This window comes from Leifsonia aquatica H1aii, from assembly GCF_000633535.1.
Lineage (GTDB): Bacteria > Actinomycetota > Actinomycetes > Actinomycetales > Microbacteriaceae > Leifsonia > Leifsonia aquatica_A.
Genome location: NZ_AYMR01000020.1, coordinates 111,239 through 137,955 on the forward strand (window position 1 = coordinate 111,239; position 26,717 = coordinate 137,955).

Here is a 26,717-nt window from a genome sequence, read left to right on the forward strand (position 1 = left end):
GATCGCGCCGTTCACTGACCGCGAAACCGGGAATAGATCGGCGCCGTCGGGCGCGGTCCGGTCAGCGGCCCAGCGACTGGACCGCGCGGACGGCCGCGCCGACCGCCGGGGCGACGGCGGCGAGCTCGGTGGCGCCGACCTCCGGCCCCCAGGAGAAGCGGACCGCGGTGCGGGCGAGGTCCTCCGGGTAGCCGAGCGCGAGGAGCACGTGGGAGGCGTCCTCGCTTCCCGCGGCGCACGCGGAGCCGCTGGAGGAGACGACGCCGTGGCGTTCCAGCTCCAGGAGGACGGCCTCGCCGTTGGTGCCCGGGAAGACGAACGAGGCCGTGCCCGGCAGGCGCTGCTGCGGATGGCCGCTGAGCTGCGCACCCGGGGCGGCGTCCAGCACAGCCGCGACGAAGGCGTCCCGGGCGGCCGTCGCGGCGGCGGCGTTGGTCTCGCGGCCCTCGACGGCGAGCCGGGCGGCCGTCGCGAGCGCGACGGCTCCGGCCACGTTCTCGGTGCCCGAGCGCCGGCCGCGCTCCTGGCCGCCACCGTGCAGCACGGGCTCCAGCGGGATGCGGCCCCGCACGAAGAGCGCGCCGATGCCCTTGGGCGCCCCGATCTTGTGGCCCGAGACGCTCAGCGCGTCGACGCCCAGCTCGTGGACGTCGAGCGGCAGCCAGCCGGCCGCCTGGACCGCGTCGGTGTGGAACGGGATCCGGTGCTCGTGGGCGAGCGCGGACAGCCGGGCGATCGGCTGCACCGTGCCGACCTCGTTGTTGGCGAGCATCACGCTCGCGAGCGTGGTGTCGGGACGCAGGGCGGCGGCGAACGCGTCCGGGTCGACGAGCCCCTCCCGGTCGACCGGGACCAGGGTGGCCTCGAAGCCATGGAGGCGCACCAGGGCGTCCACCGACTCCAGCACCGCTTCGTGCTCGATCGGCGTCGTCACGATGTGCCGCCCGCGGGGAGAGGCGAGCGCGATGCCCTTGATCGCGAGGTTGTCCGCTTCCGTGCCGCCGGAGGTGAAGACGACCTCGGAGGCACGGCAGCCGAGCCAGGCCGCGACGGTCGCGCGCGCGTCGGCGAGGGCTCGCGCCGCCGACTCGCCGACCGCGTGATGGCTCGACGGGTTGCCGAAGTCACCGGTCAGGTACGGCCACATGGCCTCCAGCACCTCGCGCCGGACCGCGGAGGTCGCCGCCGCATCGAGGTAGAGGCCGCCGGTCATGACGCCTCGACCACCACGTCCAGTCCGAGGTCGAGCGAGCGGACGCTGTGGGTGAGGGCGCCCGACGAGATGACGTCCACCCCGGTGGCGGCGATCGCCCGGACGGTGTCGAGGCTGACGTTCCCGCTCGCCTCCACGATCGCCCGGCCGGCGACGAGGGCGACGCCCTCGCGCAACTCGTCCAGGGTGAAGTTGTCGAGCATGATCGTGTCCACCCCGGCGGCGAGCACGGGCTCGATCTGGTCGATCCGGTCGACCTCGACCTCCAGGTGCGTCGTGTGCGACAGCTGGGCGCGCACGGCCAGCAGGGCGTCGGTGACGTTCAGCCCGGACTGCGCGGTGAGCACGGCGAGATGGTTGTCCTTCGCCATGACGGCGTCGGAGAGGGAGTAGCGGTGGTTGTGTCCGCCGCCTGCCCGCACGGCGTGGCGCTCGAAGGCGCGCAGACCCGGCGTGGTCTTGCGGGTGTCCACCACGCGCGCGGAGGTGCCGGCGACCTCCCGCACGAAGGCGGCGGTGAACGTGGCGATGCCGCTCATCCGCTGGGCGAAGTTGAGAGCGACGCGCTCGCCCTGCAGGACCGATCGTGCAGGTCCGCTCACCGTGGCGAGGGTGTCGTCGGCGCTGAACTCCTCGCCGTCGGCACGCTCGAGCACGACCTCGACGGCGGGGTCGGTGAGGGTCATCGCAGCGGCGAAGACCTCGCCGCCGGCGAAGGTGCCCGGTTCGCGCGCCACCAGACGCGCCGTGGCATATGCCGTCTCGGGAATGAGCAGCTCGCTGGTCAGGTCGCCCCACGGCGCGTCCTCCACCAGGGCGGCGCGGACGACGGTCTCGATGATCTGGCGGGTCAGCATGCGACGGCGGCTTTCTGCAGGTGTGCGGCCGGCGCCAGGAGCGTGTGGTGCACCGGGCCGGCCGAGGGGAGGGGGAAGTCGGAACGGAAGTGGGCGCCGCGCGATTCCTCGCGCGACAGGGCGGCCTGGACGACGAGGCGGGCGACCTGCAGCAGATCGCGATCCTCGCCCGGTGCGGGGTCGATCGTGGCGGACAGCTCCGCGGCCGCCGCCGTGAGCCCGGCGCGGTCGCGGTGGACACCGGCGGTGTCCCACATCAGGGCGCGGAGCCGCTCCCGGTCGAACCGGATACCGGAAGCGCCGGCACCGTCCGGCACCGCGCCGTCGGTTTCAGCGCCGCCCGATACGGGGGCCGGTGCCGGGGCGGCCGTCGCGGCCTCCGTCAGCCAGGTGGGGGCGGGCTCCCACGGCGACCCGATCGCCTGGACGGCCCGGTGGGCGAAGACCAGGCCTTCGAGCAGGGAGTTGGACGCCAGCCGGTTCGCCCCGTGCGCCCCGGTGCAGGCGACCTCGCCGACCGCGAAGAGGCCGGGCAGCGTCGTGCGGCCGGCGATGTCCGTCGCGACTCCGCCCATCACGTAGTGCGCCGCGGGGGTGACCGGCACCGGTTCGCGGGACCAGTCGATCCCGGCCGCACGGCAGGCGGCGTCGATCGTCGGGAACCGCCGGGCGAGGAACGCGGCACCGAGCGCCGTCGCGTCGAGCACGACCGGGGCTCCGCCCTGGGCCGCCATCTCGATCGCGATGCCGCGGGCGACGATGTCGCGCGGCGCGAGCTCGGCATCCGGGTGCACGTCGACCATGAACCGTTCGCCGCGGGCATTGCGCAGCACGGCCCCCTCCCCGCGCACGGCCTCCGACACCAGGAAGGAGCCGGGGATCGCGAGGGCGGTGGGATGGAACTGGACGAACTCCAGGTCGGCGACGGCGGCACCGGCGCGCCAGGCGGCCGCCACTCCGTCCCCGGTCGCGACGGCCGGGTTGGTGGTGTGCGCGTAGAGCTGGCCGAAGCCTCCGGTCGCGAGCACGACGGCGTCGGCGACGATCTCCCGCCCGGGGTCGTCGCCCGTGCGCACGAGCACGCCGGCGGCGGCCCCGTCGCGCACGACGATCTCCTGCAGGAAGGCGTGCTCCACGATCTCGACGGCGGAGGCCCGCACCGCCGCGACGAGGGCGCGCTCGATCTCGGCGCCGGTGGCGTCGCCGCCGGCGTGGAGCACCCGCGCGCTGGAGTGCGCCGCTTCCAGACCGCGGGCGAGGCCGTCCCCGTCGCGGTCGAACGCGACGCCGAGGGCGATCAGCTCGCGGACGCGCGGTGGGGCGTCGCCGCACAGCGCGTCCACCGCCGCACGCACCCCGAGGCCCGCGCCCGCGCTCAGCGTGTCGGCGACATGGGCCCGGGTGCTGTCGTCGGGAAACAGTGCGGCGGCGATCCCGCCCTGGGCGTACCGGGTGTTGCTCTCGGCGAGGGCGGCCTTCGTGACCAGCACGACGTCGTGGCTCCGCACGGCGCCGAGAGCGGCGACCAGGCCGGCGATCCCGCTGCCGACGACGACCACGCGCGCCATGTCAGGCCGCCATCGTGGTGTCCGGCCGTGCGGCGAGCATCCGCTCCAGCGCGACCCGGGCGGGTTCGGCGACGTCGGCCGGCACGGTCACCTGGTTGTAGACCTCGCCGCGTACCAGGCCCTCCAGCACCCAGGCGAGGTAGCCCGGGTGGATGCGGTACATGGTCGAGCACGGGCACACCACCGCGTCGAGGCAGAAGATCGTGTGCTGCGTGAACTGCGCCGCGAGGCGCTGCACGAGGTTGATCTCGGTGCCGATCGCGAACGTCGAGCCGGCCGGGGCGGCTTGGATGGCCTTGACGATGTAGTCGGTCGAGCCGTACTCGTCGGCCGCATCGACCACGTCCATCGGGCACTCGGGGTGCACGATCACGCGCACGCCGGGGAACTCGGCGCGGGCGTTCTCGATCTGGCCGACCGTGAACCGCTTGTGCACCGAGCAGAACCCGTGCCAGAGGATCACCCGTGCGTCCTGAAGGGTCTGCTCGTCCGTCCCGCCCCACGCCTTGCGGGGGTTCCAGAGCGGCATGTTCTCCAGCGGGACGCCCATCGCCTTGGCGGTGTTGCGGCCGAGGTGCTGGTCGGGGAAGAAGAGGACGCGCTGCCCGCGCTCGAACGCCCACTCGAGCACGGTGGACGCGTTGGACGAGGTGCAGACGATGCCGCCGTGCTCGCCGCAGAACGCCTTGAGCGCCGCCGACGAGTTCATGTACGTCACCGGGATGACCGGCACCCGGCCGTCCGCGTCCGGCTCGGTGCCGTAGAGCTCCTCCAGCTGCTCCCAGCACTCCTGCACGGAATCGAGGTCGGCCATGTCGGCCATCGAGCAGCCGGCGGCGAGGTTGGGGAGGATGACGCGCTGGTCGGGACGCGACACGATGTCCGCCGTCTCGGCCATGAAGTGCACGCCGCAGAAGACGATCGCCTCGGCCTCCGGTCGCGCCTTGGCGGCGTTGGCCAGCTGGAAGGAGTCGCCCACGAAGTCGGCGAACTGCACGACCTCGTCGCGCTGGTAGAAGTGCCCCATCACCGCGACCCGGTCGCCGAGCACCGCCTTGGCGTCGAGGATGCGGGTGTGCAGCTCGTCGGCGCTCGCCGTGCGGTACTCCTCCGGCAGCTCGCCCTGGCGCGGGGTGAGCGCTGGGATGGGATCGGCCATCGAGGCGCCCGGACCGTACGACGGGGGAGCCGAGTCGAAGGTCCACGGCGCCTCGACGAGGTCGGGCGTGCAGGTCTCGCCGGCGACATCGCCGCGGGCGATGAGCTGGATGGTCGTGTCGACCGAGGCGATCGTGGTCATTTCTCTCCTCCGAATGGATACTGCTGGCGCGGCAGGGGGCCCGCGTCGGCGAGGTCGATCGAGTCGTTGTACCGGTACAGGCGCGGGGGCCGGTGGGGCGTGCCGGTGAGATATTCGTCCGTCGCCTCGACCGTGCCGGAGGCTTCGATCGTGCGACGGAAGTTGGCCGGGTCGAGCGCGCGGCCGAGCACGGCCTCGTGCACGGCGCGCAGCTGGGCGAGGGTGAACCGTTCGCCCAGGAAGGCGTGTGCGATGCGGGAGTACTCCATCTTGGTCCGCAGCCGCCAGAGGGCGTACTCGACGATGAGCCGGTGATCGAAGGCCAGCGGCGGCAGATCGTCGGCCGGGAACCAGCGGACGTTCTCGCCCACGCTCGCCCGCTCCGCCTCGTCCGAGCGGACCAGCGCCCAGTAGACGATCGACACGACGCGCTCGCCGGCGGGGGAGCGGGAGGTGTCGCCGAAGGCGTACAGCTGCTCCAGGTAGCGCGGTGTCAGGCCGGTGGTGTCGTTGAGGGTCCGAGCGGCCTCGAACGCGAGGTCCGCCTCGCCGCGCAGCGGACCGCCGGGAAGTGCCCAGTGGCCCTCGAACGGCTCGCGGATCCGGCGGACCAGCGGGAGCCAGACCTGCGGGAGGCCGCCCGTCTCGTCGTCGGTGCGCAACGCGAAGATCACCGTCGAGACGGCGAGGATCGCGCTCGCTCTCGTGTGCTCCGTCGTCATGGCCGCTCCCGGCTGCTGGAAGGGGATCTAAAAGTCATCGTGACTCTAACCTAGAGCCATCTTAGTGTCAGTCGGACCAGAACGCCAACTCGAGGTGAACGGGAGGTGACCCGGGCCGGACTCGGATATGCTGACCCCGACCAACTGAACACAGGGCCGACGAGGCCGATGCGGGAGAGTCGCGCGCGCGAGCGAAGCGACACCGAAGGAGCAATCCTCCCCGACAATCTCTCAGGTACGCGTACCGCATCGGACTGGCCACTCTGAAAAGCAGGACGGCGACCGCCGTCCTCGCCCAAGGTGAAAGCCGACGACGCTCACGACGAGCGCGGCCGGCGAAGCTCTCAGGCCGGATGACAGAGGGGGAGTTCTTCAACGGGGCGGCTCGCCGCTTCCGTTCAGCCCCCGGCCGACGGCCGGCGATCGGAGAACTCATGACCTCGCAGGACGACACCCCGCAGCAGAGCGGACGCACCTCCCCCCTCCACGACGCGCATGCGGCCGCGGGCGCCTCGTTCACGGACTTCGCCGGGTGGCAGATGCCCGTGCGCTACTCGAGCGATCTGGCCGAGCACCACGCCGTGCGCACCGCCGCCGGCCTTTTCGACCTCTCTCACATGGGCGAGATCGTCCTGATCGGCCCGGAGGCCGGGGTCGCGCTCGACTACGCCCTCGCCGGCAAGCTCTCGGCGCTCGCGATCGACCAGGCGCGGTACTCGCTCCTGCTCTCCCGGTCCGGCGGCATCGTCGACGACCTGGTCGTCTACCGCACCGGCGAGGACCGCTACCTGGTGGTCGCCAACGCCGGTAACCGCGAGATCGTCGCCGAGGAGCTGCGTGACCGCACCGCGCCGTTCGACGTCGAGGTCTACGACGAGAGCGACGACATCGCGCTGATCGCCGTGCAGGGCCCGGCCAGTCTCTCGATCCTCCTGGCCACCCCCGGGTTCACGGTGGAGGATGGTGAGTTCGCCGACCGGATCGCGGCGCTCAAGTACTACCGGAGCATCCCGGCCGAGTTCGAGTCGCACCAGGTGCTGATCGCCCGCACCGGCTACACCGGCGAGGACGGCTTCGAGCTGTACCTCGCGCCGGACGAGGCGCGCACCCTCTGGGACGCCCTGCTGGAGGCCGGCGCCGAGCAGGGCCTGGTGCCCGCCGGGCTCGCCAGCCGGGACACCCTGCGCCTGGAGGCCGGGATGCCGCTCTACGGCCACGAGCTCGGCCTCGACACCAAGCCCGCCTCGGCGGGGCTCGGCCGGGTCGTCAACCTCGCGAAGGAGACCGACTTCGTCGGTCGCGCCGCCAGCGAGGAGGGGCCCGACCCGGAGTCCCGCGTGCTCGTCGGCCTGATCGGGGAGGGCAAGCGCGCGGCGCGGGCCGGCTACCCCGTGCTCGCGCCCGGCATCGACGGCGACGACGCCACGATCGGCATCGTCACCTCCGGTGCGCTCTCGCCGACCGTCGGCGTGCCGATCGCGATGGCCTACGTCGCGCCCCGCTACGCCCGACCGGGCACCGAGCTCCACGTCGACGTACGGGGGACCCGCCTGCCGTTCACCGTCGCCGCCCTCCCGTTCTACAGCCGCAAGACCACCTCCCCACGAAAGGACGGCTGACCATGGCCGCAGCACAGGACCTCCAGTACACCGCCGAGCACGAGTGGCTCCTCGTCGAGGGCGATGTCGCGACCGTGGGCATCACGGCCTACGCCGCCGAGAAGCTGGGCGACGTCGTGTTCGTCGAGCTGCCGGCCGTCGGCAGCGCCGTCGCCGCCGGCCGCGTCGTCGGCGAGATCGAGTCGACCAAGTCGGTCGGCGAGCTCTTCGCGCCGGTCGACGGCACCGTCACCGCGGTGAACGACGCCGTCGTCGACGCCCCCGAGCTGGTCAACAGCGACCCGTTCGGCGAGGGATGGCTGGTGAAGGTCTCCTTCACCGAGCTCCCGGCCCTGCTCAGCTACGACGAGTACACCGCCCTCACGGGCGAGTGAGGCGAACCCCCGCACATGACTGAACTCTTCCAGGCGCGTCACATCGGCACCGACGGCGACGCGCAGCGCACCATGCTGTCCGCCCTCGGCGTCGCGCACTCCCGCGATTACGGCTCCGTCGAGGAGGTCGTCGCTGCGGCCGTCCCCGCGGGCATCCGCGTCGATCCGTCGTATCGTCCCGCGCTGCCCTCGCCGGCGAGCGAGCGCGCCGCCCTGCGCGAGTTGCGGGAGCTCGCCGCCCGCAACACGGTCAACCGGTCGCTGATCGGGCTGGGCTACTACGGCACGATCACGCCCGCGGTGATCAAGCGCAACGTGCTCGAGAACCCCGGGTGGTACACGGCCTACACGCCATACCAGCCCGAGATCTCCCAGGGCCGCCTGGAGGCGCTGATCAACTTCCAGACGATGGTCGCCGACCTCACCGGCCTCGACACCGCCAACGCGTCGATGCTCGACGAGGGCACGGCCGTGGTCGAAGGGATGCTGCTGGCGCGCCGCGCCTCCAAGGCCGCCTCGGCGCGCTTCGTCGTCGACGCGGACACCTTCCCGCAGACCCTCGCCCTGCTCCGCAACCGGGCGGAGGCCGTCGGGATCGAGCTCGTCGTGCGCGACCTCGCCTCGACGCCGGCCGACGCGCCCGAGCTGACCGACGCCTTCGGCCTGTTCGTGCAGTACCCGGGCGCCTCCGGTCGGGTCTGGGACCCCTCCGCCGTGATCGCCGCCGCGAAGGCGGCCGGCGCCATCGTCGTGGCCGCCGCCGACCTGCTCGCGCTCACCCAGTTGCGCGCTCCGGGCGAGCTCGGCGCCGACGTCGCCGTGGGCACCAGCCAGCGCTTCGGCGTCCCGATGGGCTTCGGCGGCCCGCACGCCGGGTACATGGCCGTGCGCTCGGGTCTGGAGCGCCAGCTCCCCGGCCGCCTGGTCGGTGTGTCGCAGGACGCCGCGGGCAAGCCCGCCTACCGCCTCACCCTGCAGACGCGTGAGCAGCACATCCGCCGCGAGAAGGCCACCTCCAACATCTGCACCGCGCAGGTGCTGCTGGCCGTCATGGCGGCGATGTACGCCGTCTATCACGGCCCGCAGGGGCTGCGCGCGATCGGCCGGCAGGTGCACCTGACCACGGCCGCCATCGCGGACCTGCTGCGCTCGGCGGGTGCGGAGGTCGTCTCGCGCTCGTACTTCGACACCCTCCAGGTGGTCGTCGACGACGCCGCGACCGTCGTCGCCCGGGCCCACGACCGCGGCCTGCTGCTGCACGCCACGGACGCGGGGCTCGTCTCGCTCAGCGTGGACGAAGAAACCGCCGCCGACCTGCGCGACGGCGCCTTCCCGCTCGCCGACCTGGTCGACGTACTCGGCGGGACGACGGAGGCGCCGCCCGTGCTGGCGCTGCCGGCCGAGGTCGCCTTCGACGACGCGCTGGCCCGCACCTCCGCCTATCTCACGCACCCGGTGTTCAACAGCCACCACTCCGAGACCGCGATGATGCGCTACCTGCGGCAGCTGCAGGACCGCGACTACGCCCTCGACCGCGGGATGATCCCGCTCGGTTCCTGCACCATGAAGCTCAACGCCGCCACCGAGATGGAGGCCGTCACCTGGCCCGAGTTCGCAGCGCTGCACCCGTTCGCCCCCGCGGCGGACGTGCAGGGCTCGCTCGCGATCATCGACCAGCTCGAGGCCTGGCTGGCCGACGTCACGGGATACGACACCGTGTCGCTGCAGCCGAACGCGGGCAGCCAGGGCGAGCTCGCCGGGCTGCTGGCGATCCGCGGCTACCACCGCTCGCGCGGCGACGAGCAGCGCACCGTCTGCCTCATCCCGCAGAGCGCACACGGCACGAACGCGGCCTCCGCCGTGCTGGCCGGCATGCGCGTCGTCGTGGTGGCGACCGACGACCTCGGCAACGTGGACCTCGACGACCTGCGCGCCAAGATCGCCGAGAACGCCGACACCCTCGCCGCGCTCATGATCACCTACCCGTCGACCCACGGCGTCTACGAGCACGAGGTCGTCGCGATCACCTCGGCCGTCCACGACGCCGGGGGACAGGTCTACGTCGACGGCGCCAACCTGAACGCCCTGCTCGGCTACGCCCGGTTCGGCGACTTCGGCGGCGACGTCAGCCACCTGAACCTGCACAAGACCTTCTGCATCCCGCACGGCGGCGGCGGTCCCGGCGTCGGACCGGTGGCGGCGAAGGCGCACCTCGCGCCCTTCCTCCCCGGGCACCCGCTCGCCCAGGACGACACCCACGTGCTCGCCGGCGGGGGACGCGTGGAGCACGGCGGCGCACCGGTCTCGGCCGCGCCGTACGGCAGCCCGAGCATCCTCCCGATCAGCTGGGCGTACGTGCGGATGATGGGAGCGGACGGCCTGCGCGACGCCACCGGCGCCGCGGTGCTGGCGGCCAACTACGTCGCCGCACGTCTGCGCGACCACTTCCCGGTGCTCTACTCCGGCGACGCCGGCCTGGTGGCGCACGAGTGCATCCTCGACCTGCGCCCGCTCACCGAACGGACCGGAGTGACGGTGGACGACGTCGCCAAGCGCCTCGTGGACTACGGTTTCCACGCGCCGACGATGTCGTTCCCGGTCGCCGGCACCCTGATGGTCGAGCCGACCGAGAGCGAGGACCTCGCCGAGCTGGACCGCTTCGTCGCGGCGATGGTCGCCATCAAGGCGGAGGCCGACGCCGTGGCCGAGGGAGTCTGGCCGTCCGACGACAACCCGCTGCGCGGGGCCCCGCACACCGCCGAGTCGGTCGTCGCCGCGGACTGGAGCCACCCGTACACCCGCGAACAGGCGGTCTACCCGGTGCCGGGGCTGGTCCGCGGCAAGTACTGGCCGCCGGTGCGCCGCATCGACCAGGCGTACGGCGACCGCAACCTGTTCTGCGCCTGCCCGCCGCCGGAGGCCTTCTCCTGAGCCGCGCCGTCCGCTGAGCCGCTCGTCTGGTGGCCCGTCACGCGAAGATCGACGGCCACCAGGCGACGGCGAGGGGATACCCGACGAACGACACGATGTCGATGACGACATGCGCCACAACCAGCGGCATCGTCCGGCCCCAGCGCGTGTAGCACCAGCCGAACACGACGCCCATGATGGCGTTGCCGATGAAGGGGCCGAAGCCCTGGTAGAGGTGGTAGCTGCCGCGCAGCCCCGCCGCGGCGAGGATGATCGTCCAGCGCCCCCAGCCCAGCTGGCGCAGCCGGGTGAAGAGGTAACCGACGACGATGACCTCCTCCTGCAGGCCGGCCCGCAGCGCCGCGAGCACCAGCACGGGAACCGTCCACCAATGCGTGGTGAGCGAGGACGCCTCCACGGTCACCGTGATCCCCAGCAATCGGGTCAGGGCGAAGAACAGGATGCCGGGGATGCCGATCACCAGGAAGAGCAGGCCGCCGCGCCCCAGGTCGCGCAGGGGCTGCGTCGCGTCCAGGCCGATCCGGCGGAAGCCGCTGCGTCCCGGACGCCAGAGCAGGAAGATCGCCAGGGCGACCGCGAACAGCGGGAACAGGTTGCCGAGCACCTGGTAGAGGAAGTCGAAGACCTCGCGGCTCGACTGGGAGGGGTTGACTTGCGCGACCTGGTCGGCCAACGCCTGCGAGCGCGTACTCTTGTCGATGATGTCGACGATGGAGTAGATCGCGGACTGGCCGAGGGAGAGACCCAGGACGATCGCGATCTCCCACCACAGTCGAGCGCGCCCTGCGCGTTCGACAGGGGCTTCGCCGGACCAGGTCGGTTCGCTGCTCATATGTGCATCCTGCCAGGCGCAGGGCGCGGCGCCGTGAGGCGGGCCGAAGCGTCTGAACCCGCCCGAATCCAGTGGAAGCGCTTGAAATCCTGCGTAGCGCGACGCATTCCGGATGTTTTCGAGCAGAGTGCGCAATAATCCGCCGACTGAGTTACCACTGTGTAACGTTTTCTAGCCTCATTTTGCATTGGCGGCGTGCGCTACCTAGGGTCATTCTTATCGAGCGCGGACCGGGCACTCTCGCATGCCCGTGCCGCGCACACTTCGCACAGGAGGAACATTGCACACCAAGGGAAGAAAGGTCAGGTACGCGGTCAGCGCGGTCGCCATTGCCGGCGTCGCCGCACTCGCCCTCTCCGCCTGCACCACGTCCGGCAGCACCAGCAGCTCGTCGGCTGCCAAGGGCGGCACCGTGACGGTCGCTGTCGTGAACGACTTCACTTCGTTCAACTCGCAGACCCCGCAGGGCAACCTGGACACCAACGGCCAGGTCGGCTACCTGAACGGATCGTACGGAACCGGTTTCCAGTACATCGACAACAACTACAAGATCGTCCACGACGACAAGTTCGGAAAGTTCGAGAAGATCTCGGACGACCCGCTGACCGTCAAGTACACGCTCAACAAGGACGACAAGTGGTCCGACGGCGAGCCCGTCACGGCTGACGACATGGTCCTCGCCTGGGCGATCGCCTCGGGTCACTACGACTCGGCGACCACCGACGACCAGGGCAACGTCACCAAGGGCACGCAGTACTTCTCGATCGCCGGCTCCACCGCGGGCATCGACGCGACCGACTTCCCGACCGTGGGTGACAACAACACCTCGATCACCCTGAAGTACTCCACGCCCTACGTGGACTGGGAGCTCGTCAACCCGATCGCGCAGCCCGCGCACATCGTCGCCAAGAAGGCGGGCCTCTCCTCGGCCGCCGACCTGACGAAGCTGCTCAAGGGCCTGCCGAAGGGCGACACCGCCAACCCGGCCCCGGCCGACCCGACGCTGGAGAAGGCGGCCAAGTTCGTCAACACCGGCTACGACGTGACCGCGTTCCCGACCGACAAGGACCTCCTCGTCTCGTCCGGTCCGTTCGTCGTCTCCTCGTGGACGCCCGGCCAGTCGCTCACCATGGTGCCGAACAAGTACTACGCGGGCGGCCTCAAGGCCAACGTGGACAAGATCGTCTTCCGCATCATCCCGGACGCCAACGCCCAGGTCACCGCTCTGCAGAACGGTGAGGTCGACATCATCAACCCGCAGGCCTCTGCGGACACCATCACCGCTCTCAAGCAGGGCAGCGCGAAGATCCTCACCGGCGCCCAGGCGTCGTACGACCACCTCGACCTGAACTTCGGCTCGCCGGTGTTCGCGGACGCGAAGGTCCGTGAGGCGTTCCTCAAGACCATCCCGCGTCAGCAGATCCTCGACTCGATCGTCACCCCGGTCGACTCGAAGGCCAAGGTCCTGAACTCGCAGATCTTCCTGCCGAACCAGGAGCAGTACGCGGGCAGCGTCAAGCAGAACGGCTCCGACGCGTACGACAAGGTCGACATCGACGGCGCCAAGGCGCTCCTCGCCGGTGCCACCCCGACCGTCCGCATCCTGTACAACACCAACAACCCGAACCGTGTCGACGAGTTCCAGGCGATCTCGACCTCCGCCGCCAAGGCCGGCTTCAAGGTCGTCGACGCCGGCTCGCCGGACTGGAGCAAGCTCCTCCCGGGTGGCGACTACGACGCCTCGCTCTTCGGCTGGATCAGCCCGGGTGCAGGCACCACGCAGCTGCCGCAGGTGTTCTCCACCAACGGTGGCGGCAACTACAACCGCTACACCGGTACGAACGATCTCGCGCTCAAGTCGCAGACCACTCTGGACACCGACGCGCTGACGAAGATCGAGTACCAGATCGACAAGCAGACCTTCGCTGACGCGTACGGCCTGCCGCTGTTCCAGCTGCCGGGCGTCTTCGCGACGACCTCGCGGGTCGACGGCGTGAAGTACAACGGCGGACAGTCCGGTCCGTTCTGGAACTTCTGGGAGTGGTCGGTCAAGTCGACCTCCGCGAAGTAACAGCACCGATAGCGAGAGTGCCCGGGTGAACCCCGGGCACTCTCCTGCGGCGGGGCGTCGGCTTCCGGGTCGGCGCCCCGTATCATGTAGTCGGTGGACGCGATCCGTCCGCCCATCCGAGACGCGCCCAGGCGAGCTGAGCCCCGCCGCCCTACCCGTTCGGCGCGTCCTGTCAGTAAGGGTTCCCCACCTATGGCGAGTTTCATTCTGAGACGCCTTCTGGTCTCAGTACTCATCATCATCGCCGCTTCGTTCCTGATGTACATGCTGGTGGCCTATAGCGCCGACCCGCTCATGGACCTCCGAAGCAGCAATTCTCCGAACAAGCAGGCGCTCATCAACGCCCGCATCCAGCTCCTCGACCTCGACGTGGTCCCGCCGCTGCGCTGGTTGCTGTGGCTGGGCGGCGCCGCCAAGTGCCTCATCCCGTTCGCCAACGCCTGCGACCTCGGGTCCACGGTCTCGAACGCGAAGGTCATCGACATCCTCCCGCAGGCGCTCGGCTCGACCGTCCAGCTCGTGACGGTCGCCCTCATCCTGGCGATCCTCCTCGGTGTGACGATCGGTATCGTCACGGCCCTCCGGCAGTACAGCGGACTCGACAACGTCGTCACGTTCCTCAGCTTCTTCCTGTACTCCCTCCCGGCCTTCCTCGTCGCGGTGCTCCTCAAGGAGTTCGTGGCGATCGGGTTCAACAATTTCCTCGAGCACCCGGTGATCCCGTGGTGGCTGGCGGTGATCATCGGCATCGTGGCCGGATTCATCTGGCAATCGCTCATCGGCGGTGATCGACGCAGGAGGCTGTTGACCTTCGTGATCTCCGGCGTGGCCACCGCAGGTGTGCTGCTGCTGATGTCGGCGTTCAACTGGTTCCTCGAGCCGGGCCTCGGTCCGGTGGTGATGATCCTGCTGGTGGCCGCCGTCGTGATCGGCACGACCGCGCTGATCTCGGGGCTGCAGAGCCGCCGGGCGCTGATCTCGGCGTCGATCAGCGGCGCGATCTCGCTGGTCTGCTACTTCGCCCTGCAGGGACTGTTCTCGGTCTCCACGCCGGCGACGATCGTCATCCTCGCCGTCGTCGCCATCGTGGTGAGCATCGCCATCGGCTGGTTCGTCGGCGGGTACGACCGCGGTCAGAACATCCGGATCGCCGTGATCGTCACGGTCGTCTCCGGCGTCCTGATCCTGGTCGACCGCTTCATGCGCGCGTGGCCGCAGTACTTCCAGGACACCAACGGTCGCCCCATCGCGACGGTCGGCTCCTCGACTCCGGGACTCACCGGTGACATGTGGGAGACGGGTCTCGACACGTTCACCCACCTGCTGCTGCCGACCATTGCGCTGCTGCTGATCTCGTTCGCGTCGTACACCCGGTACTCCCGGGCCGGCATGCTCGAGGTCCTCAACCAGGACTTCATCCGCACCGCGCGTGCCAAGGGCCTGCCGGAGCGCACGGTCATCGTCCGGCACGCGTTCCGCAACATGCTCATCCCGATCACCACCCTCGTGGCGTTCGACGTGGGTGCCCTCCTGGGTGGAGCCATCATCACGGAGCGCGTGTTCGCTATCCCCGGAATGGGTTCGATCTTCGCCGCCGGCCTCAGTCGCGGCGATCTCAACCCCGTGATGGCCTACTTCCTGGTGATCGCGGTCATGGCCATCCTGTTCAACTTCCTCGCGGACCTCGCCTACGCCGCACTCGACCCGAGAGTGAGGGTCCGATAAATGTCTGCTCCTGAAACCCGTATCGCCGACGAGCTCGAGGCGCCGAGCACTCCGCCCGTCAGCCAGGGCAAGCTCATCTGGAAGCGGTTCCTGTCCAACAAGGTCGCCGTCGCCAGCGCGGTCCTGTTCATCCTGATCATCCTGTTCTCGATCTCCGCGATCGGCATCGGTCCGATCCACGGCTGGTGGAAGTACAACTACATCGAGCTGAACGACCAGGTCTCGCAAGGTGCCCCGTCGGCGGAGCACCCGTTCGGCCAGGACCGCATCGGCAAGGACTACTTCGCCCTCACGATGCGCGGCGTGCAGAACTCGGTGCTGGTGATGATCGTGCTCGGGCTCATCGCGAGTGTCGTGGGCGTCGTGGTCGGAGCGGTCGCGGGCTACTTCCGCGGTGTCGTCGACGCCGTCCTGATGCGCATCACCGACGTCTTCATCGTCATCCCGGCGCTCGTCATCGGCTCGGTCGTCGGCCACGCGTTCGGCGGACTCGGGGCGTTCTTCCTGGCCCTGATGCTCGGCTTCTTCTCCTGGATGGGCATCGCCCGACTGGTCCGCGGAGAGTTCCTCTCGCTGCGCGAGCGCGAGTTCGTGGAGGCGGCCCGCGTGGCCGGCGCGTCGGACATGCGGATCATCTTCAAGCACATCCTGCCGAACGCCATCGGCGTCGTCATCGTCTCCTCGACGCTGATCATGGCAGCGGCCATCCTGCTCGAGACGGCGCTGTCGTTCCTCGGCTACGGCATCAAGGCGCCCGACGTCTCGCTCGGCCTGCTGATCAGCTCGAACCAGTCGGCGTTCCAGACCCGGCCGTGGCTGTTCTGGTGGCCCGGCGCGTTCATCGTGACGCTCGCGCTGCTGGTCAACTTCGTCGGCGACGGTCTGCGCGATGCGTTCGACCCGCGCCACCGCCGGTTCAACCTGCGCAAGATGCGCGAGGAGGAGCCGGAGTCCGGTGAGGGCGGAGACGGCCAGCCGAAGACGGGCGCCGCCCTCGCGGAGGACGTGCTGTGACCACCCGCCTCGCCGCCGTGCTCCCGGCCTCCTCAGGCCAGGAGCAGGGCGGCGACCGTGCCGGCCGCCAGCACGACGGCCGCGCACAGCGTCGCAACGTGCCAGCGGCTCGTCACGGGCGCCTCGTCGGCACGGCCCGGCTCGATCGCGCCGGACGCCTGCAGTTCGGCCCAGCGGCGGCGCACCACCTCGGCGGCCGCGCCGGACTCGGTCGACAGCAGGTCGCCGGGGCGGCGGACGCTGGACTCGACGCTCGGTCTGCCCACGCGTCCCTTGGTCTCCTCGCGGGTCGCGCGCAGTGTGCGGCTCGTGCCGGGAGCCGGCGCGGACCACACCGGGAACTTCTTCCCGGGGGTGTACAGGGTCAGCGCGTACTTGGTGTCGACGTGGATGAGCGCCTCCCACGGGATGTGCACGGTCCGCGTCACGTTGACGACGGTCAGCCCGTCACGGTCGACCACGAAGAGCGGCCGCCACAGCATCGCCCAGCCGATGAGCGCGACCAGCGCGCCCGGCACGATGTAGAGCAGACGGGCGTCGCGCACGCTCAGCAGCAGTCCGACGGTCAGGACGGCGGCAGCCGCCCAGATCAGGACGGCAAGGACCCGGTTGAACCGGGAGACGAAAACCTCGCGGTCGGGGGAGGGGACGTAGGGCATGGATCCATGCTCTCATCCCGCCCACAAGGCTTCCCGACACCGACCGCCCCCGAAAGGAACCTCGAATCATGACCGACACCACCCCCGGTCAGGCCGGCGTCGTGACCGACGCCCCCGTCCTGGAGGTCACCGGCCTCTCCGTCGACTTCGGCGTCGACGGCGTGTGGGTCCCCGCGGCCAAGAAACTCACCTACTCGATCAAGGCGGGCGAAGTGCTCGCGATCGTCGGCGAGTCGGGCTCCGGCAAGAGCGCGAGCTCGATGGCGATCCTCGACCTCCTGCCGAAGAACTCGCGCATCCGCGGGTCGATCAAGCTGGAGGGCCGTGAGATCACGGGCCTCTCCCAGCCGCAGATGCGCCGGGTGCGCGGCAACCAGGTCGCCGTGATCTTCCAGGAGCCGATGACGGCCCTGAACCCGGTCTACACGGTCGGCTTCCAGATCGTCGAGACGCTGCGCATCCACTACGGGATGTCGCCGCACGAGGCGAAGGAGCGCGCCCTCGAGCTGCTCCACATGGTGGAGCTGCCGGACCCCGTGAAGGCGTTCAACTCCTACCCGCACCAGCTCTCCGGCGGCCAGCGTCAGCGTGCGATGATCGCCCAGTCGATCTCGTGCGACCCGAAGCTGCTCATCGCCGACGAGCCCACCACCGCGCTCGATGTGACCGTGCAGGCCGAGATCCTGGAGCTGCTGCGCAGCCTCCGCGACCGGCTCGACAGCGCCATCCTGCTCATCACCCACGACATGGGCGTCGTCGCCGACCTGGCCGACAACATCGTCGTGATGCGCAAGGGCGACATCGTCGAAGCCGGCACCGTGGCCGAGGTGTTCGCGGCCCCGAAGCACCCGTACACGATCGCCCTCCTCGACGCGGTGCCGCATCTCGGCCAGCGCGAGGACGAGGAGATCGACACCACGGCGGCCCTCGCCGCCGGCACCGAGAACCCGGACGCCGCGTTCGCCGAGCGGATCCGTGTCAACGAGCGCATCGCCGCAGCCGAGCACGAGAAGTCCGAGATGGACAAGCGGAAGGTCGTCGTCGACTTCGAGAAGGTGTCGATCGAGTACCCGAAGCACGGCCGTGTCCCCGCATTCCGCGCCGCGACCGACATCGACCTGACCATCCACGAGGGCGAGGTCGTCGGCCTGGTGGGCGAGTCGGGCTCCGGCAAGACGACTCTCGGCCGCGCGGCCATCGGCCTCCTGCCCATCCACTCGGGCAAGCTCGTCGTGGCGGGCCAGGACATCAGCACCGCCAAGCGGGACGAGATCCGCAAGCTGCACCGCAACGTCGGCATCGTCTTCCAGGACCCGTCGTCGTCGCTGAACCCGCGTCTGCAGATCTCCGACTCGATCGGCGAGCCGCTGCGGCTGGCCAAGGGGCTCAAGGGCGCGGACCTGGCCAAGGAGGTCGACCGCCTCCTCGACAGCGTCGAGCTGCCGCGCGCCTACCGCAGCCGCTTCCCGCACGAGCTCTCCGGCGGCCAGAAGCAGCGCGTCGGAATCGCGCGTGCCCTGTCGCTCAAGCCGCAGGTGCTGATCGCCGACGAGCCGACCAGCGCGCTGGACGTGTCCGTGCAGGCCCGCGTGCTGGAGCTCATGCAGCAGCTGCAGAAGGAGATGAACTTCGCCTGCCTGTTCATCACCCACGACCTCGCCGTCATCGACGTGCTCGCCGACCGCATCGCGGTCATGCACCACGGCAGCCTGGTCGAGGTCGGCACGCGCGACGAGATCCTGCGCTACCCGAAGGAGGCGTACACCCAGCGCCTCCTGGCCGCGGTCCCGCTGCCCGATCCCGAGCAGCAGCGCGCGCGCCGCGCCCTGCGCCTGGAGCTGCTGGCCGCCGGCTCAGACGAGGCCGTCCCGGTCAACGAGGGCCTGCCGCAGGAGCCCGAGCCGCCGGTGTCCCAGGGGCTGTAGGCTCCCGGCTCCCGCGTACAGAACGCCGCCTCGCTTCGAGCGAGGCGGCGTTCTGCGTGTCCGGTGCAGGACGCATGCCGCGGCCCTGATCCGCTTCTCGCGTGCGGTGGGGGAGGGCGCGACGGGGCGGCGCTGCCGATGCCCGCGCGCCCGGTCGTCGAGGCGTCCTCACACGGGACGCCACCGGCCGCGATGGCTCGACTACGCCTGTCGCCAATATATCAATCCGAGATGGGCAAATAAAGGGTTTCTCGCTAGGATGATGTGAATCCGAGACTTCGAGGCCTGGGGATTCAATGCCGCATCAGGGTGTCGAGAATCGGACGAACACTGCACCTCGCGGCGACGATGCCGTCGCCGCGAATGGAAACACCTGCACCAGGAGGAAATGTGTCCATGAAACATCTCGGCAGGTCGGCGGCAGTACTCGCCGCGGCCTCGGCGCTCGTGCTCACCGGCTGCGCCGACGATCCGTCCGACCCGCCGGCGGCGAGCGCCGCCATCATCGTCGTGAACGGAACGGAGCCGCAGAACCCGCTCGTCCCGACCAACACCAACGAGGTGGGCGGGGGCAAGATCCTCGATTCGATCTTCGCCGGCCTGGTCGCCTACGACGCCGACGGAAAACCCGTCAACGACGTCGCGGAGTCGATCGAGACGGACGACTCGCAGCACTTCGAGATCACGATCACGGGCGATCGGACGTTCACCAACGGAGAGAAGGTGACCGCGAAATCGTTCGTCGACGCCTGGAACTACGGCGCGAAGAAGAGCAACGCGCAACTGTCCAGCTATTTCTTTGAGGACATCGAGGGGTTCGACTACGAGGAGGACAGTGAGCTGACCGGCCTCCGCGTGATCGACGACACGACGTTCACGGTCGACCTGACGTCGAAGGTCTCCGACTTCCCGCTGCGGCTGGGCTACTCGGCGTACTTCCCGCTCCCGAGCGTCGCGCTCGACGACATCAAGGCGTTCGGCGAGCATCCGATCGGCAACGGTCCGTACAAGCTCGCGAGCGACACGGCCTGGAAGCACAACGAGAGCATCGAGCTCGTCACCAACCCCGACTACGACGGGCCGCGCACGCCGAAGAACGGCGGCCTCCGGATCGTGTTCTACGCGTCGCAGGAGTCCGCCTACGCCGACCTGCGCTCCGGCAGCCTGGACGTGCTCGACGCCATCCCGGCATCGGAGCTCGGCACGTACGAGTCCGACCTGGGCGACCGCGCGGTCAACCAGCCGGCCGCCGTCTTCCAGTCGTTCACCATCCCGGAGCGGCTGGCCCACTTCTCCGGCGAGGAGGGAAGGCTGCGACGCCAGGCCATCTCGCTGGCGATCAACCGCCCGGAGATCACCGAGGTGATCTTCAACGGCACCCGCACGCCCGCGAAGGACTTCACTTCGCCGGTCATCCACGGCTGGTCGGCGAAACTGAAGGGCGCCGACGTGCTCGACTTCGACGCGGTCAAAGCCAAACAGCTGTGGGCCGAGGCCGACGCGATCGCGCCGTGGAGCGGGACGTTCGAGATCGCGTACAACGCCGACGGGGGACACCAGGGCTGGGTCGACGCGGTGGCGAACGGCCTCAAGAACACGCTCGGGATCGAAGCGTCGGGCGCACCCTCGCCCACCTTCGCCCAGGTGCGCACGGCCGTGACGCAGCGCACGATCGAGACCGCCTTTCGCACGGGATGGCAGGCGGACTACCCCGGCCTGTTCAACTTCCTCGGACCGATCTACGGCACCAACGCCGGCTCGAACGACGGCGACTACTCGAACCCCGACTTCGACGCCCTCCTGAAGAACGGGCTCTCGGCGACCGACAGCGACGCCGCGAACCAGGACTTCCAGGACGCGCAGGAGATCCTGTTCGCCGATCTGCCGGTGATCCCGCTCTGGTACTCGAACGTCAGCGGCGGATACGCCGAGTCCGTGCAGGGCGTGACGTTCGGCTGGGACTCGGTCCCGCTCTACTACGAGATCACCAAGTCCACCGACTGAACCGATCGGAGGCGGGGCGGCCCGACCGGTCGCCCCGCCTCCACCCATAGAGCCCGGCTCCGCTCCGAGACGGGTCTCCCTGCGGAGACCCGCCTCCGCCCTGTGAAAGGGACCCCATGTCATCCATCCTGCCCACCGGTCGACGCGGATGATCCGCTACATCGGCTTCCGGGTCCTCCAAGCCGTACCCGTGCTGCTGGGGACCACCTTCCTGATCTACTTCATGGTCTTCGCGCTCCCGGGCGACCCGATCGTCGCCCTGTTCGGAGACCGCACGCCGAACGCCTCCGTGCTGGCCGAGCTGCGTGCCCAATACCACCTCGACCAGCCCTTCCTCCTGCAGTACGTGAACTACCTGGGCGGGATCCTGCGAGGCGACTTCGGAACGTCGTTCTCCGGCGAGGCGGTCACCGCGATCCTGGCCCGCACGTTCCCGGTCACCATCCGTCTCGCGCTCATCGCGCTCGTGATCGAGATGGTGCTCGGCATCGGGGTCGGCCTGGTCAGCGGGCTGCGCAAGGGGAAGCTCTTCGACGCCAGCGCGCTGGTGGTGAGCCTGCTCCTCATCTCGGTGCCGATCTTCGTGATCGCCTTCGTGCTCCAATACGTGTTCGGGATCTGGCTGGGCTGGACCCGGCCGACGGTCGGACCCGGCGCCCCCACCCGCGACCTCATCCTGCCCGCCGTCGTCCTCGCGGCGATCAGCTTCGCCCAGATCGTCCGGCTGACCCGCTCCTCCGTGATCGACACGAACGCGATGGACTTCGTGCGCACCGCCGCGGCGAAGGGACTCAGCCGACGGCGGATCGTCCCGGTGCACATCCTCCGCAACTCGCTCATCCCCGTCGTGACCTATCTGGCGACCGATTTCGGCGGCCTGCTCGTCGGCGCGACGGTGACAGAGGGGATCTTCAACGTCCCGGGCGTCGGGCGCACGCTGTACCAGGCCATCATCCGCGGGGAAGGACCGACGGTGGTCTCGTTCGTGACGGTCATGGTCCTGCTGTACCTCGTCGTCAACCTGATCGTCGACCTCCTCTACGCCGTACTCGATCCGAGGATCCGCTATGTCGCATGACGCACCCCCGCCCGCACTCGCATCCGATGCCCCCGCCGCCGAGCACTACGTCGCCCCGGAGGACGAGGTCGAGCTGACCCCCGTCGACGCGGCCGTCGTCGCCGACCGGCCGAGCAACCTCTGGCTCGACGCCTGGCGCGACCTGCGGAGGCGACCGCTGTTCTGGTTCTCCGCGGCGCTCATCGCGGTGATCCTCGCGGTCGCCCTGCTGCCCGGCCTGTTCACACAGGCCGACCCGAACGCCGGCTGCCAGCTCGCCGACAGCAACCGCGGACCGGCGCCCGGCCACCCGCTCGGCTACACCAAACAGGGCTGCGACATCTACGCCCGCATCATCTACGGCACGGCGACCTCGCTGTCGGTCGGCCTGATCTCGACCGTGCTGATGGCCGTGATCGGGATCGTGTTCGGCGCCTTCGCCGGCTACTACGGCGGCTGGCTGGACTCCGTCCTCTCCCGGATCGGCGACATCTTCTTCTCGATCCCGTACATCCTCGCGGCGGTGCTGATCATGTCGGTCTTCGCCCGCTACGCCAACGTCTGGGTCATCTCGCTCGCGATCGGGATCTTCGCGTGGCCGGCCACGGCGCGCGTGCTGAGGGCGGAGATCCTCCGGGTCAAGACCGCCGACTACGTGATGGCCTCCGAAGCGCTCGGCGTCTCCCGGTTCCGCATCCTCCTGCGGCACGTCCTGCCGAACTCCATCGCGCCGGTCATCGTGGTCACCACCCTCTCGCTCGGAGGCGCGATCGTGGCCGAAGCGACGCTGTCGTTCCTGGGCGTGGGGCTCCCGAGCGACGTGATGTCGTGGGGCAACGACATCAACCAGGCGCAGAGCGACCTGCGGACGGCCCCGCAGACCCTCATCTATCCGTCCATCGCGCTGTCGGTCACCGTGCTGAGCTTCATCATGCTCGGCGAAGTCGTCCGCGATGCGCTCGACCCGAAAGCGAGGGCCCGTCGATGACCGCCACGCACCCCACCGCCGCCCCGGATCGCATCGCCGCCGCACCGCCCCTGCTGACCGTCCGCGACCTGCGCGTCGGCTTCACCACCCAGAACGGCACGGTGGCCGCCGTCGACGGGGTGGACCTCACCATCCACCGCGGCGAGACGGTGGCGATCGTGGGGGAGTCGGGCTCCGGCAAATCGACCACCGCGCAAGCGATCATCGGACTGCTCCCCGGCAGCGGGCGCATCCTCGGCGGCTCCATCGCCCTCGACGGCACCGAGCTGACGACGCTCAAGCGCCGCCAACTGGAGGCCGTGCGCGGTCGCGAGATCGGATTCGTGCCACAGGACCCGATGTCGAGCCTCAACCCGGTCTGGAACATCGGGTTCCAGGTGGAGGAGGCGATCCGGGCGAACGGTCTCGCGTCCTCGCGCCGCGAGGCCACCGCGAAAGCCGTGCGCGTGCTCGAGCAGGCCGGGCTCGCCGACGCGAGCACCCGCATGAAGCAGTACCCCCACCAGTTCTCCGGCGGGATGCGGCAACGTGTCCTCATCGGCATCGGGCTGTCGAGCGAACCCGCGCTGTTGATCGCCGACGAACCGACCTCCGCCCTCGACGTGACCGTCCAGAAGGTCGTCCTCGACCACCTGGCCACGCTCACGAGCAGGCTCGGCACCACGGTGCTGCTCATCACGCACGACCTCGGCCTCGCCGCCGAGCGAGCCGACCGCGTCATCGTCATGTACAAGGGCCGGATCGTCGAGGCCGGCCCGAGCCGGGCGATCCTGCAGAATCCGCGCCACCCCTACACGCGCCGCCTGGTCGAGGCCGCTCCCGGAATCGTGACCGACGGCATCCGGGTGAACGATCGCGATCCCGACCCGGCTGGCCCGGTCGCCCCGGCGGGTGCGGCGGCGGTGGTGCCGGCCATCGCGGTCACGGATCTGACCAAGACCTACCGGGTCCGTCGGGGGTCGTTCCTCGCCGAGACCTTCACCGCGGTGGACGCGATCTCGTTCGACGTGCCGCGCGGGACGACCACGGCGCTCGTCGGCGAATCGGGGTCGGGCAAATCGACCGTCGCCAAGATGGTCCTGCGCCTCGAATCGCAGACCAGCGGCCGGGTCGCCGTCGACGGGGTGGACACCGACGGCCTGACCACGCGCGAGGTCTTCGCGCTGCGCCGCCGGATGCAGCCGGTCTTCCAGGACCCGTACGGTTCGCTCGACCCCATCCGGAGCATCGGCACCAGCATCGCCGAGCCGCTCGTCGTGCACCGCGTCGGCGACGGCCGGAGTCGACGGACCCGGGTCCGCGAGCTCCTGGAGCAGGTCGCCCTGCCGGCCGGCTTCGCCTCCCGATATCCGAACGAGCTGTCCGGCGGGCAGCGACAGCGCGTCGCGATCGCGCGCGCCCTGGCGCTGAACCCCGACATCGTGGTGCTGGACGAAGCGGTGTCCGCCCTCGACGTCCTGGTCCAGGAGCAGGTGCTCGATCTGCTCGCCGACCTCCAGCGCGACCTCGGACTCACCTACCTGTTCATCACGCACGACCTCGCCGTGGTGCGCGAGATCGCCGACGACGTCTGCGTCATGCAGCACGGCAGGCTCGTGGAATGCGGCCCGACCGCCGACGTCTTCGTCTCCCCGCAGGAGGACTACACGCGCGCACTGCTGGACGCCATCCCGGGAGCCGCGCTCACGATCTGACGACGGTGTGATATATGACACGGCGACGGGTGGACGCCGTCGGCTGGGATAAGATGGACCGTTCCCCGAAAACCACCTGACGAGAGTCGAGCCCTCACGCATGTCCGAGAACGCCGTCGCCCACCGCGACGATCTGCGCAACGTCGCGATCGTGGCCCACGTCGACCACGGCAAGACCACGCTGGTCGATGCCATGCTGCGCCAGACCAACTCGTTCGGTGACCACGAGCACGTCGAAGAGCGTGCGATGGACTCGAACGAGCTCGAGCGTGAGAAGGGCATCACGATCCTCGCCAAGAACACGGCGATCTCGTACAAGGGCAAGCACGCCACGAACGGCCCGATCACCATCAACGTGATCGACACCCCCGGCCACGCCGACTTCGGCGGCGAGGTCGAGCGCGGCCTCTCCATGGTGGACGGCGTCGTGCTGCTCGTCGACTCCAGCGAGGGACCGCTGCCGCAGACCCGCTTCGTGCTGCGCAAGGCGCTCGAGGCGAACCTGCCGGTCATCCTCGCCGTCAACAAGACCGACCGCGGCGACGCCCGCATCGAGGAGGTCGTGAGCGAGAGCCAGGACCTGCTGCTCGGCCTCGCCAGCGACCTCGCGGACGACGTCCCCGACCTCGACCTCGACGCCATCCTCGACGTGCCCGTCGTGTACGCGTCCGGTCGTGCCGGCGCCGCCAGCCGCAACCAGCCCGCGAACGGCGAGCTGCCCGACAACGACGACCTCGAGCCGCTGTTCGAGGCCATCCTGGAGCACATCCCGGCGCCGTCCTACGACCCCGAGGCCCCGCTGCAGGCGCACGTCACCAACCTCGACGCGTCGCCGTTCCTCGGCCGTCTCGCGCTGCTCCGCATCTTCAACGGCACCCTCAAGAAGGGCCAGACCGTCGCGTGGGTCCGACACGACGGCGACGTGCACAACGTGCGCGTCACCGAGCTGATGATCACCAAGGCGCTCGACCGCTACCCGGCCGAGAGCGCCGGACCCGGTGACATCGTCGCCGTCGCCGGCTTCGCCGACATCATGATCGGCGACACCCTCGCCGACCCCGACGACATCCGCCCACTGCCCGCGATCCACGTCGACGAGCCCGCCATCTCCATGACCATCGGCACGAACACGTCGCCGCTGGTCGGCAAGATCAAGGGGCACAAGCTCACCGCCCGCATGGTGAAGGACCGCCTCGACCGCGAGCTGATCGGCAACGTCTCGCTCCGCGTGCTCGACATCGGCCGCCCCGACGCGTGGGAGGTGCAGGGCCGCGGCGAGCTCGCGCTCGCCATCCTCGTCGAGCAGATGCGTCGCGAGGGCTACGAGCTCACGGTCGGCAAGCCGCAGGTGGTCACCAAGCGCGTCGACGGCAAGCTGCAGGAGCCGTTCGAGCACCTCACGATCGACGCCCCCGAGGAGTACCTCGGCGCGATCACCCAGCTCCTCGCCGCGCGCAAGGGCCGCATGGAGAACATGGCGAACCACGGCACCGGCTGGGTCCGCATGGAGTTCATCGTCCCCTCCCGTGGACTGATCGGCTTCCGCACCGAGTTCCTCACCACCACCCGCGGCACCGGCATCGCGAACGCGATCTCGCACGGCTACGACGAGTGGGCCGGCCAGATCATCACCCGCAGCAACGGCTCCATCGTGGCCGACCGCGCCGGCGTGGTCACCCCGTTCGCGATCATCGCGCTCCAGGAGCGCATGACCTTCTTCGTGAACCCCACCGAGGAGGTGTACGAGGGCATGGTCATCGGCGAGAACTCCCGCGCCGACGACATGGACGTCAACATCACCAAGGAGAAGAAGCTGACGAACATGCGTCAGTCGACCGCCGACAACTTCGAGTCGATGACGCCGTCGCGCCAGCTGACCCTCGAGGAGTGCCTGGAGTTCGCCCGCGAGGACGAGTGCGTGGAGGTGACTCCGGAGGCCGTGCGCATCCGCAAGGTCGAGCTCGACGCCACCGCCCGCGGCCGCGCCGCCGCGCGCCTCAAGCGCCAGGACGCCTGAGCCAGAGCGATCGCAACGGAGGAGATTCCGGCCCACGCGGCCGGAATCTCCTCCGTTGCCGTTAACGGCGCGGCGAGTCGTTCCAGAACTCCTCCGTTGCCCGCACGGCGGTAACGGAGGTGATAGGGCCACAGAACTGCCCGGAAA

The 26,717-nt window shown here is 69.8% G+C and carries 19 protein-coding genes and 2 riboswitches; of the genes, 12 read left to right on the top strand and 7 right to left on the bottom strand.

Annotated elements, in window-relative coordinates:
- Positions 1 to 61 precede the first annotated feature (61 nt).
- Genes U870_RS0117985 through U870_RS0118005 form a run of 5 tightly spaced genes read right to left on the bottom strand, consistent with a single transcriptional unit; the run spans position 62 to position 5,660 of the window.
- Positions 62 to 1,213, bottom strand: coding sequence for a cysteine desulfurase family protein (locus U870_RS0117985; RefSeq protein WP_025158761.1), 1,152 nt, complete (start codon positions 1,211 to 1,213; stop codon positions 62 to 64).
- Entirely contained in the window at positions 1,210 to 2,070 is an 861-nt protein-coding gene (nadC, locus tag U870_RS0117990; RefSeq protein WP_025158762.1) for a carboxylating nicotinate-nucleotide diphosphorylase, read from the bottom strand. The genes U870_RS0117985 and nadC overlap by 4 nt, the downstream gene beginning before the upstream one ends.
- Entirely contained in the window at positions 2,064 to 3,638 is a 1,575-nt protein-coding gene (nadB, locus tag U870_RS0117995) for an L-aspartate oxidase (RefSeq protein WP_025158763.1), read from the bottom strand. Before nadB ends, nadC begins: the two co-directional genes overlap by 7 nt.
- Before the next feature lies 1 nt (position 3,639).
- A complete protein-coding gene (nadA, locus tag U870_RS0118000; protein WP_029947817.1) occupies positions 3,640 to 4,938 on the bottom strand; it encodes a quinolinate synthase NadA in 1,299 nt (432 codons plus the stop codon).
- Positions 4,935 to 5,660: an NUDIX hydrolase gene (locus U870_RS0118005; RefSeq protein ID WP_025158765.1), complete on the bottom strand. Its 726-nt coding sequence runs from the start codon at positions 5,658 to 5,660 to the stop codon at positions 4,935 to 4,937. The genes nadA and U870_RS0118005 overlap by 4 nt, the downstream gene beginning before the upstream one ends.
- Before the next feature lie 161 nt (positions 5,661 to 5,821).
- A riboswitch (glycine riboswitch) is annotated at positions 5,822 to 5,917 on the top strand.
- A gap of 1 nt (position 5,918) precedes the next feature.
- Positions 5,919 to 6,029: riboswitch (glycine riboswitch) on the top strand.
- A gap of 65 nt (positions 6,030 to 6,094) precedes the next feature.
- Between U870_RS0118005 and gcvT the strand changes: the two genes are divergently transcribed.
- Genes gcvT through gcvP form a run of 3 tightly spaced genes read left to right on the top strand, consistent with a single transcriptional unit; the run spans position 6,095 to position 10,584 of the window.
- On the top strand, positions 6,095 to 7,279 hold the full coding sequence (gene gcvT, locus U870_RS0118010; protein WP_025158766.1) for a glycine cleavage system aminomethyltransferase GcvT: 1,185 nt from the start codon (positions 6,095 to 6,097) through the stop codon (positions 7,277 to 7,279).
- A gap of 2 nt (positions 7,280 to 7,281) precedes the next feature.
- Positions 7,282 to 7,653, top strand: coding sequence for a glycine cleavage system protein GcvH (gcvH, locus tag U870_RS0118015; RefSeq protein WP_025158767.1), 372 nt, complete (start codon positions 7,282 to 7,284; stop codon positions 7,651 to 7,653).
- Between the two features lie 15 nt (positions 7,654 to 7,668).
- Complete coding sequence (gene gcvP / locus U870_RS0118020; RefSeq protein WP_025158768.1) at positions 7,669 to 10,584, top strand: aminomethyl-transferring glycine dehydrogenase; 2,916 nt, start codon at positions 7,669 to 7,671, stop codon at positions 10,582 to 10,584.
- Positions 10,585 to 10,621: 37 nt separating this feature from the next.
- On the opposite strand, the gene U870_RS0118025 is transcribed toward gcvP, so the two are convergent.
- Entirely contained in the window at positions 10,622 to 11,416 is a 795-nt protein-coding gene (locus U870_RS0118025) for a CPBP family intramembrane glutamic endopeptidase (RefSeq protein ID WP_025158769.1), read from the bottom strand.
- A gap of 280 nt (positions 11,417 to 11,696) precedes the next feature.
- On the opposite strand from U870_RS0118025, the gene U870_RS0118030 reads away from it, so the two are divergent.
- From U870_RS0118030 to U870_RS0118040, 3 genes are all read left to right on the top strand, one after another.
- On the top strand, positions 11,697 to 13,487 hold the full coding sequence (locus U870_RS0118030; RefSeq protein WP_025158770.1) for an ABC transporter family substrate-binding protein: 1,791 nt from the start codon (positions 11,697 to 11,699) through the stop codon (positions 13,485 to 13,487).
- Between the two features lie 192 nt (positions 13,488 to 13,679).
- Complete coding sequence (locus tag U870_RS0118035; protein ID WP_025158771.1) at positions 13,680 to 15,212, top strand: ABC transporter permease; 1,533 nt, start codon at positions 13,680 to 13,682, stop codon at positions 15,210 to 15,212.
- A complete protein-coding gene (locus tag U870_RS0118040) occupies positions 15,213 to 16,226 on the top strand; it encodes an ABC transporter permease (RefSeq protein WP_025158772.1) in 1,014 nt (337 codons plus the stop codon).
- A gap of 32 nt (positions 16,227 to 16,258) precedes the next feature.
- Here U870_RS0118040 and U870_RS0118045 read toward each other — a convergent pair whose 3' ends face one another.
- The gene (locus tag U870_RS0118045; RefSeq protein WP_025158773.1) at positions 16,259 to 16,885 is read right to left on the bottom strand and encodes a PH domain-containing protein; all 627 of its coding nucleotides are present in this window, start codon (positions 16,883 to 16,885) and stop codon (positions 16,259 to 16,261) included.
- A gap of 68 nt (positions 16,886 to 16,953) precedes the next feature.
- Here U870_RS0118045 and U870_RS0118050 point away from each other — a divergent pair, with 68 nt between their 5' ends.
- From U870_RS0118050 to typA, 6 genes are all read left to right on the top strand, one after another.
- A complete protein-coding gene (locus U870_RS0118050) occupies positions 16,954 to 18,810 on the top strand; it encodes an ABC transporter ATP-binding protein (RefSeq protein ID WP_025158774.1) in 1,857 nt (618 codons plus the stop codon).
- A gap of 396 nt (positions 18,811 to 19,206) precedes the next feature.
- A complete protein-coding gene (locus U870_RS0118055; RefSeq protein ID WP_025158775.1) occupies positions 19,207 to 20,814 on the top strand; it encodes a peptide ABC transporter substrate-binding protein in 1,608 nt (535 codons plus the stop codon).
- A gap of 148 nt (positions 20,815 to 20,962) precedes the next feature.
- The gene (locus tag U870_RS0118060) at positions 20,963 to 21,892 is read left to right on the top strand and encodes an ABC transporter permease (RefSeq protein ID WP_025158776.1); all 930 of its coding nucleotides are present in this window, start codon (positions 20,963 to 20,965) and stop codon (positions 21,890 to 21,892) included.
- Positions 21,882 to 22,859, top strand: coding sequence for an ABC transporter permease (locus U870_RS0118065; protein WP_025158777.1), 978 nt, complete (start codon positions 21,882 to 21,884; stop codon positions 22,857 to 22,859). Before U870_RS0118060 ends, U870_RS0118065 begins: the two co-directional genes overlap by 11 nt.
- On the top strand, positions 22,856 to 24,553 hold the full coding sequence (locus U870_RS0118070) for a dipeptide ABC transporter ATP-binding protein (protein WP_025158778.1): 1,698 nt from the start codon (positions 22,856 to 22,858) through the stop codon (positions 24,551 to 24,553). Before U870_RS0118065 ends, U870_RS0118070 begins: the two co-directional genes overlap by 4 nt.
- Positions 24,554 to 24,653: 100 nt before the next feature.
- A complete protein-coding gene (gene typA / locus U870_RS0118075) occupies positions 24,654 to 26,570 on the top strand; it encodes a translational GTPase TypA (protein ID WP_025158779.1) in 1,917 nt (638 codons plus the stop codon).
- Positions 26,571 to 26,717 lie beyond the last annotated feature (147 nt).

Excerpts from the sequence above, each read along its gene's own strand:
- U870_RS0118025 (WP_025158769.1), bottom strand. The coding sequence starts at position 11,416 with ATGAGCAGCGAACCGACCTGGTCCGGCGAAGCCCCTGTCGAACGCGCA.
- nadC (WP_025158762.1), bottom strand. The coding sequence starts at position 2,070 with ATGCTGACCCGCCAGATCATCGAGACCGTCGTCCGCGCCGCCCTGGTG.
- gcvP (WP_025158768.1), top strand. The coding sequence starts at position 7,669 with ATGACTGAACTCTTCCAGGCGCGTCACATCGGCACCGACGGCGACGCG.
- U870_RS0117985 (WP_025158761.1), bottom strand. The coding sequence starts at position 1,213 with ATGACCGGCGGCCTCTACCTCGATGCGGCGGCGACCTCCGCGGTCCGG.
- U870_RS0118005 (WP_025158765.1), bottom strand. The coding sequence starts at position 5,660 with ATGACGACGGAGCACACGAGAGCGAGCGCGATCCTCGCCGTCTCGACG.
- typA (WP_025158779.1), top strand. The coding sequence starts at position 24,654 with ATGTCCGAGAACGCCGTCGCCCACCGCGACGATCTGCGCAACGTCGCG.
- U870_RS0118040 (WP_025158772.1), top strand. The coding sequence starts at position 15,213 with ATGTCTGCTCCTGAAACCCGTATCGCCGACGAGCTCGAGGCGCCGAGC.
- gcvT (WP_025158766.1), top strand. The coding sequence starts at position 6,095 with ATGACCTCGCAGGACGACACCCCGCAGCAGAGCGGACGCACCTCCCCC.
- U870_RS0118035 (WP_025158771.1), top strand. The coding sequence starts at position 13,680 with ATGGCGAGTTTCATTCTGAGACGCCTTCTGGTCTCAGTACTCATCATC.
- U870_RS0118060 (WP_025158776.1), top strand. The coding sequence starts at position 20,963 with ATGATCCGCTACATCGGCTTCCGGGTCCTCCAAGCCGTACCCGTGCTG.
- U870_RS0118070 (WP_025158778.1), top strand. The coding sequence starts at position 22,856 with ATGACCGCCACGCACCCCACCGCCGCCCCGGATCGCATCGCCGCCGCA.
- U870_RS0118065 (WP_025158777.1), top strand. The coding sequence starts at position 21,882 with ATGTCGCATGACGCACCCCCGCCCGCACTCGCATCCGATGCCCCCGCC.
- U870_RS0118045 (WP_025158773.1), bottom strand. The coding sequence starts at position 16,885 with ATGCCCTACGTCCCCTCCCCCGACCGCGAGGTTTTCGTCTCCCGGTTC.
- nadA (WP_029947817.1), bottom strand. The coding sequence starts at position 4,938 with ATGACCACGATCGCCTCGGTCGACACGACCATCCAGCTCATCGCCCGC.
- U870_RS0118055 (WP_025158775.1), top strand. The coding sequence starts at position 19,207 with ATGAAACATCTCGGCAGGTCGGCGGCAGTACTCGCCGCGGCCTCGGCG.
- gcvH (WP_025158767.1), top strand. The coding sequence starts at position 7,282 with ATGGCCGCAGCACAGGACCTCCAGTACACCGCCGAGCACGAGTGGCTC.
- nadB (WP_025158763.1), bottom strand. The coding sequence starts at position 3,638 with ATGGCGCGCGTGGTCGTCGTCGGCAGCGGGATCGCCGGCCTGGTCGCC.
- U870_RS0118050 (WP_025158774.1), top strand. The coding sequence starts at position 16,954 with ATGACCGACACCACCCCCGGTCAGGCCGGCGTCGTGACCGACGCCCCC.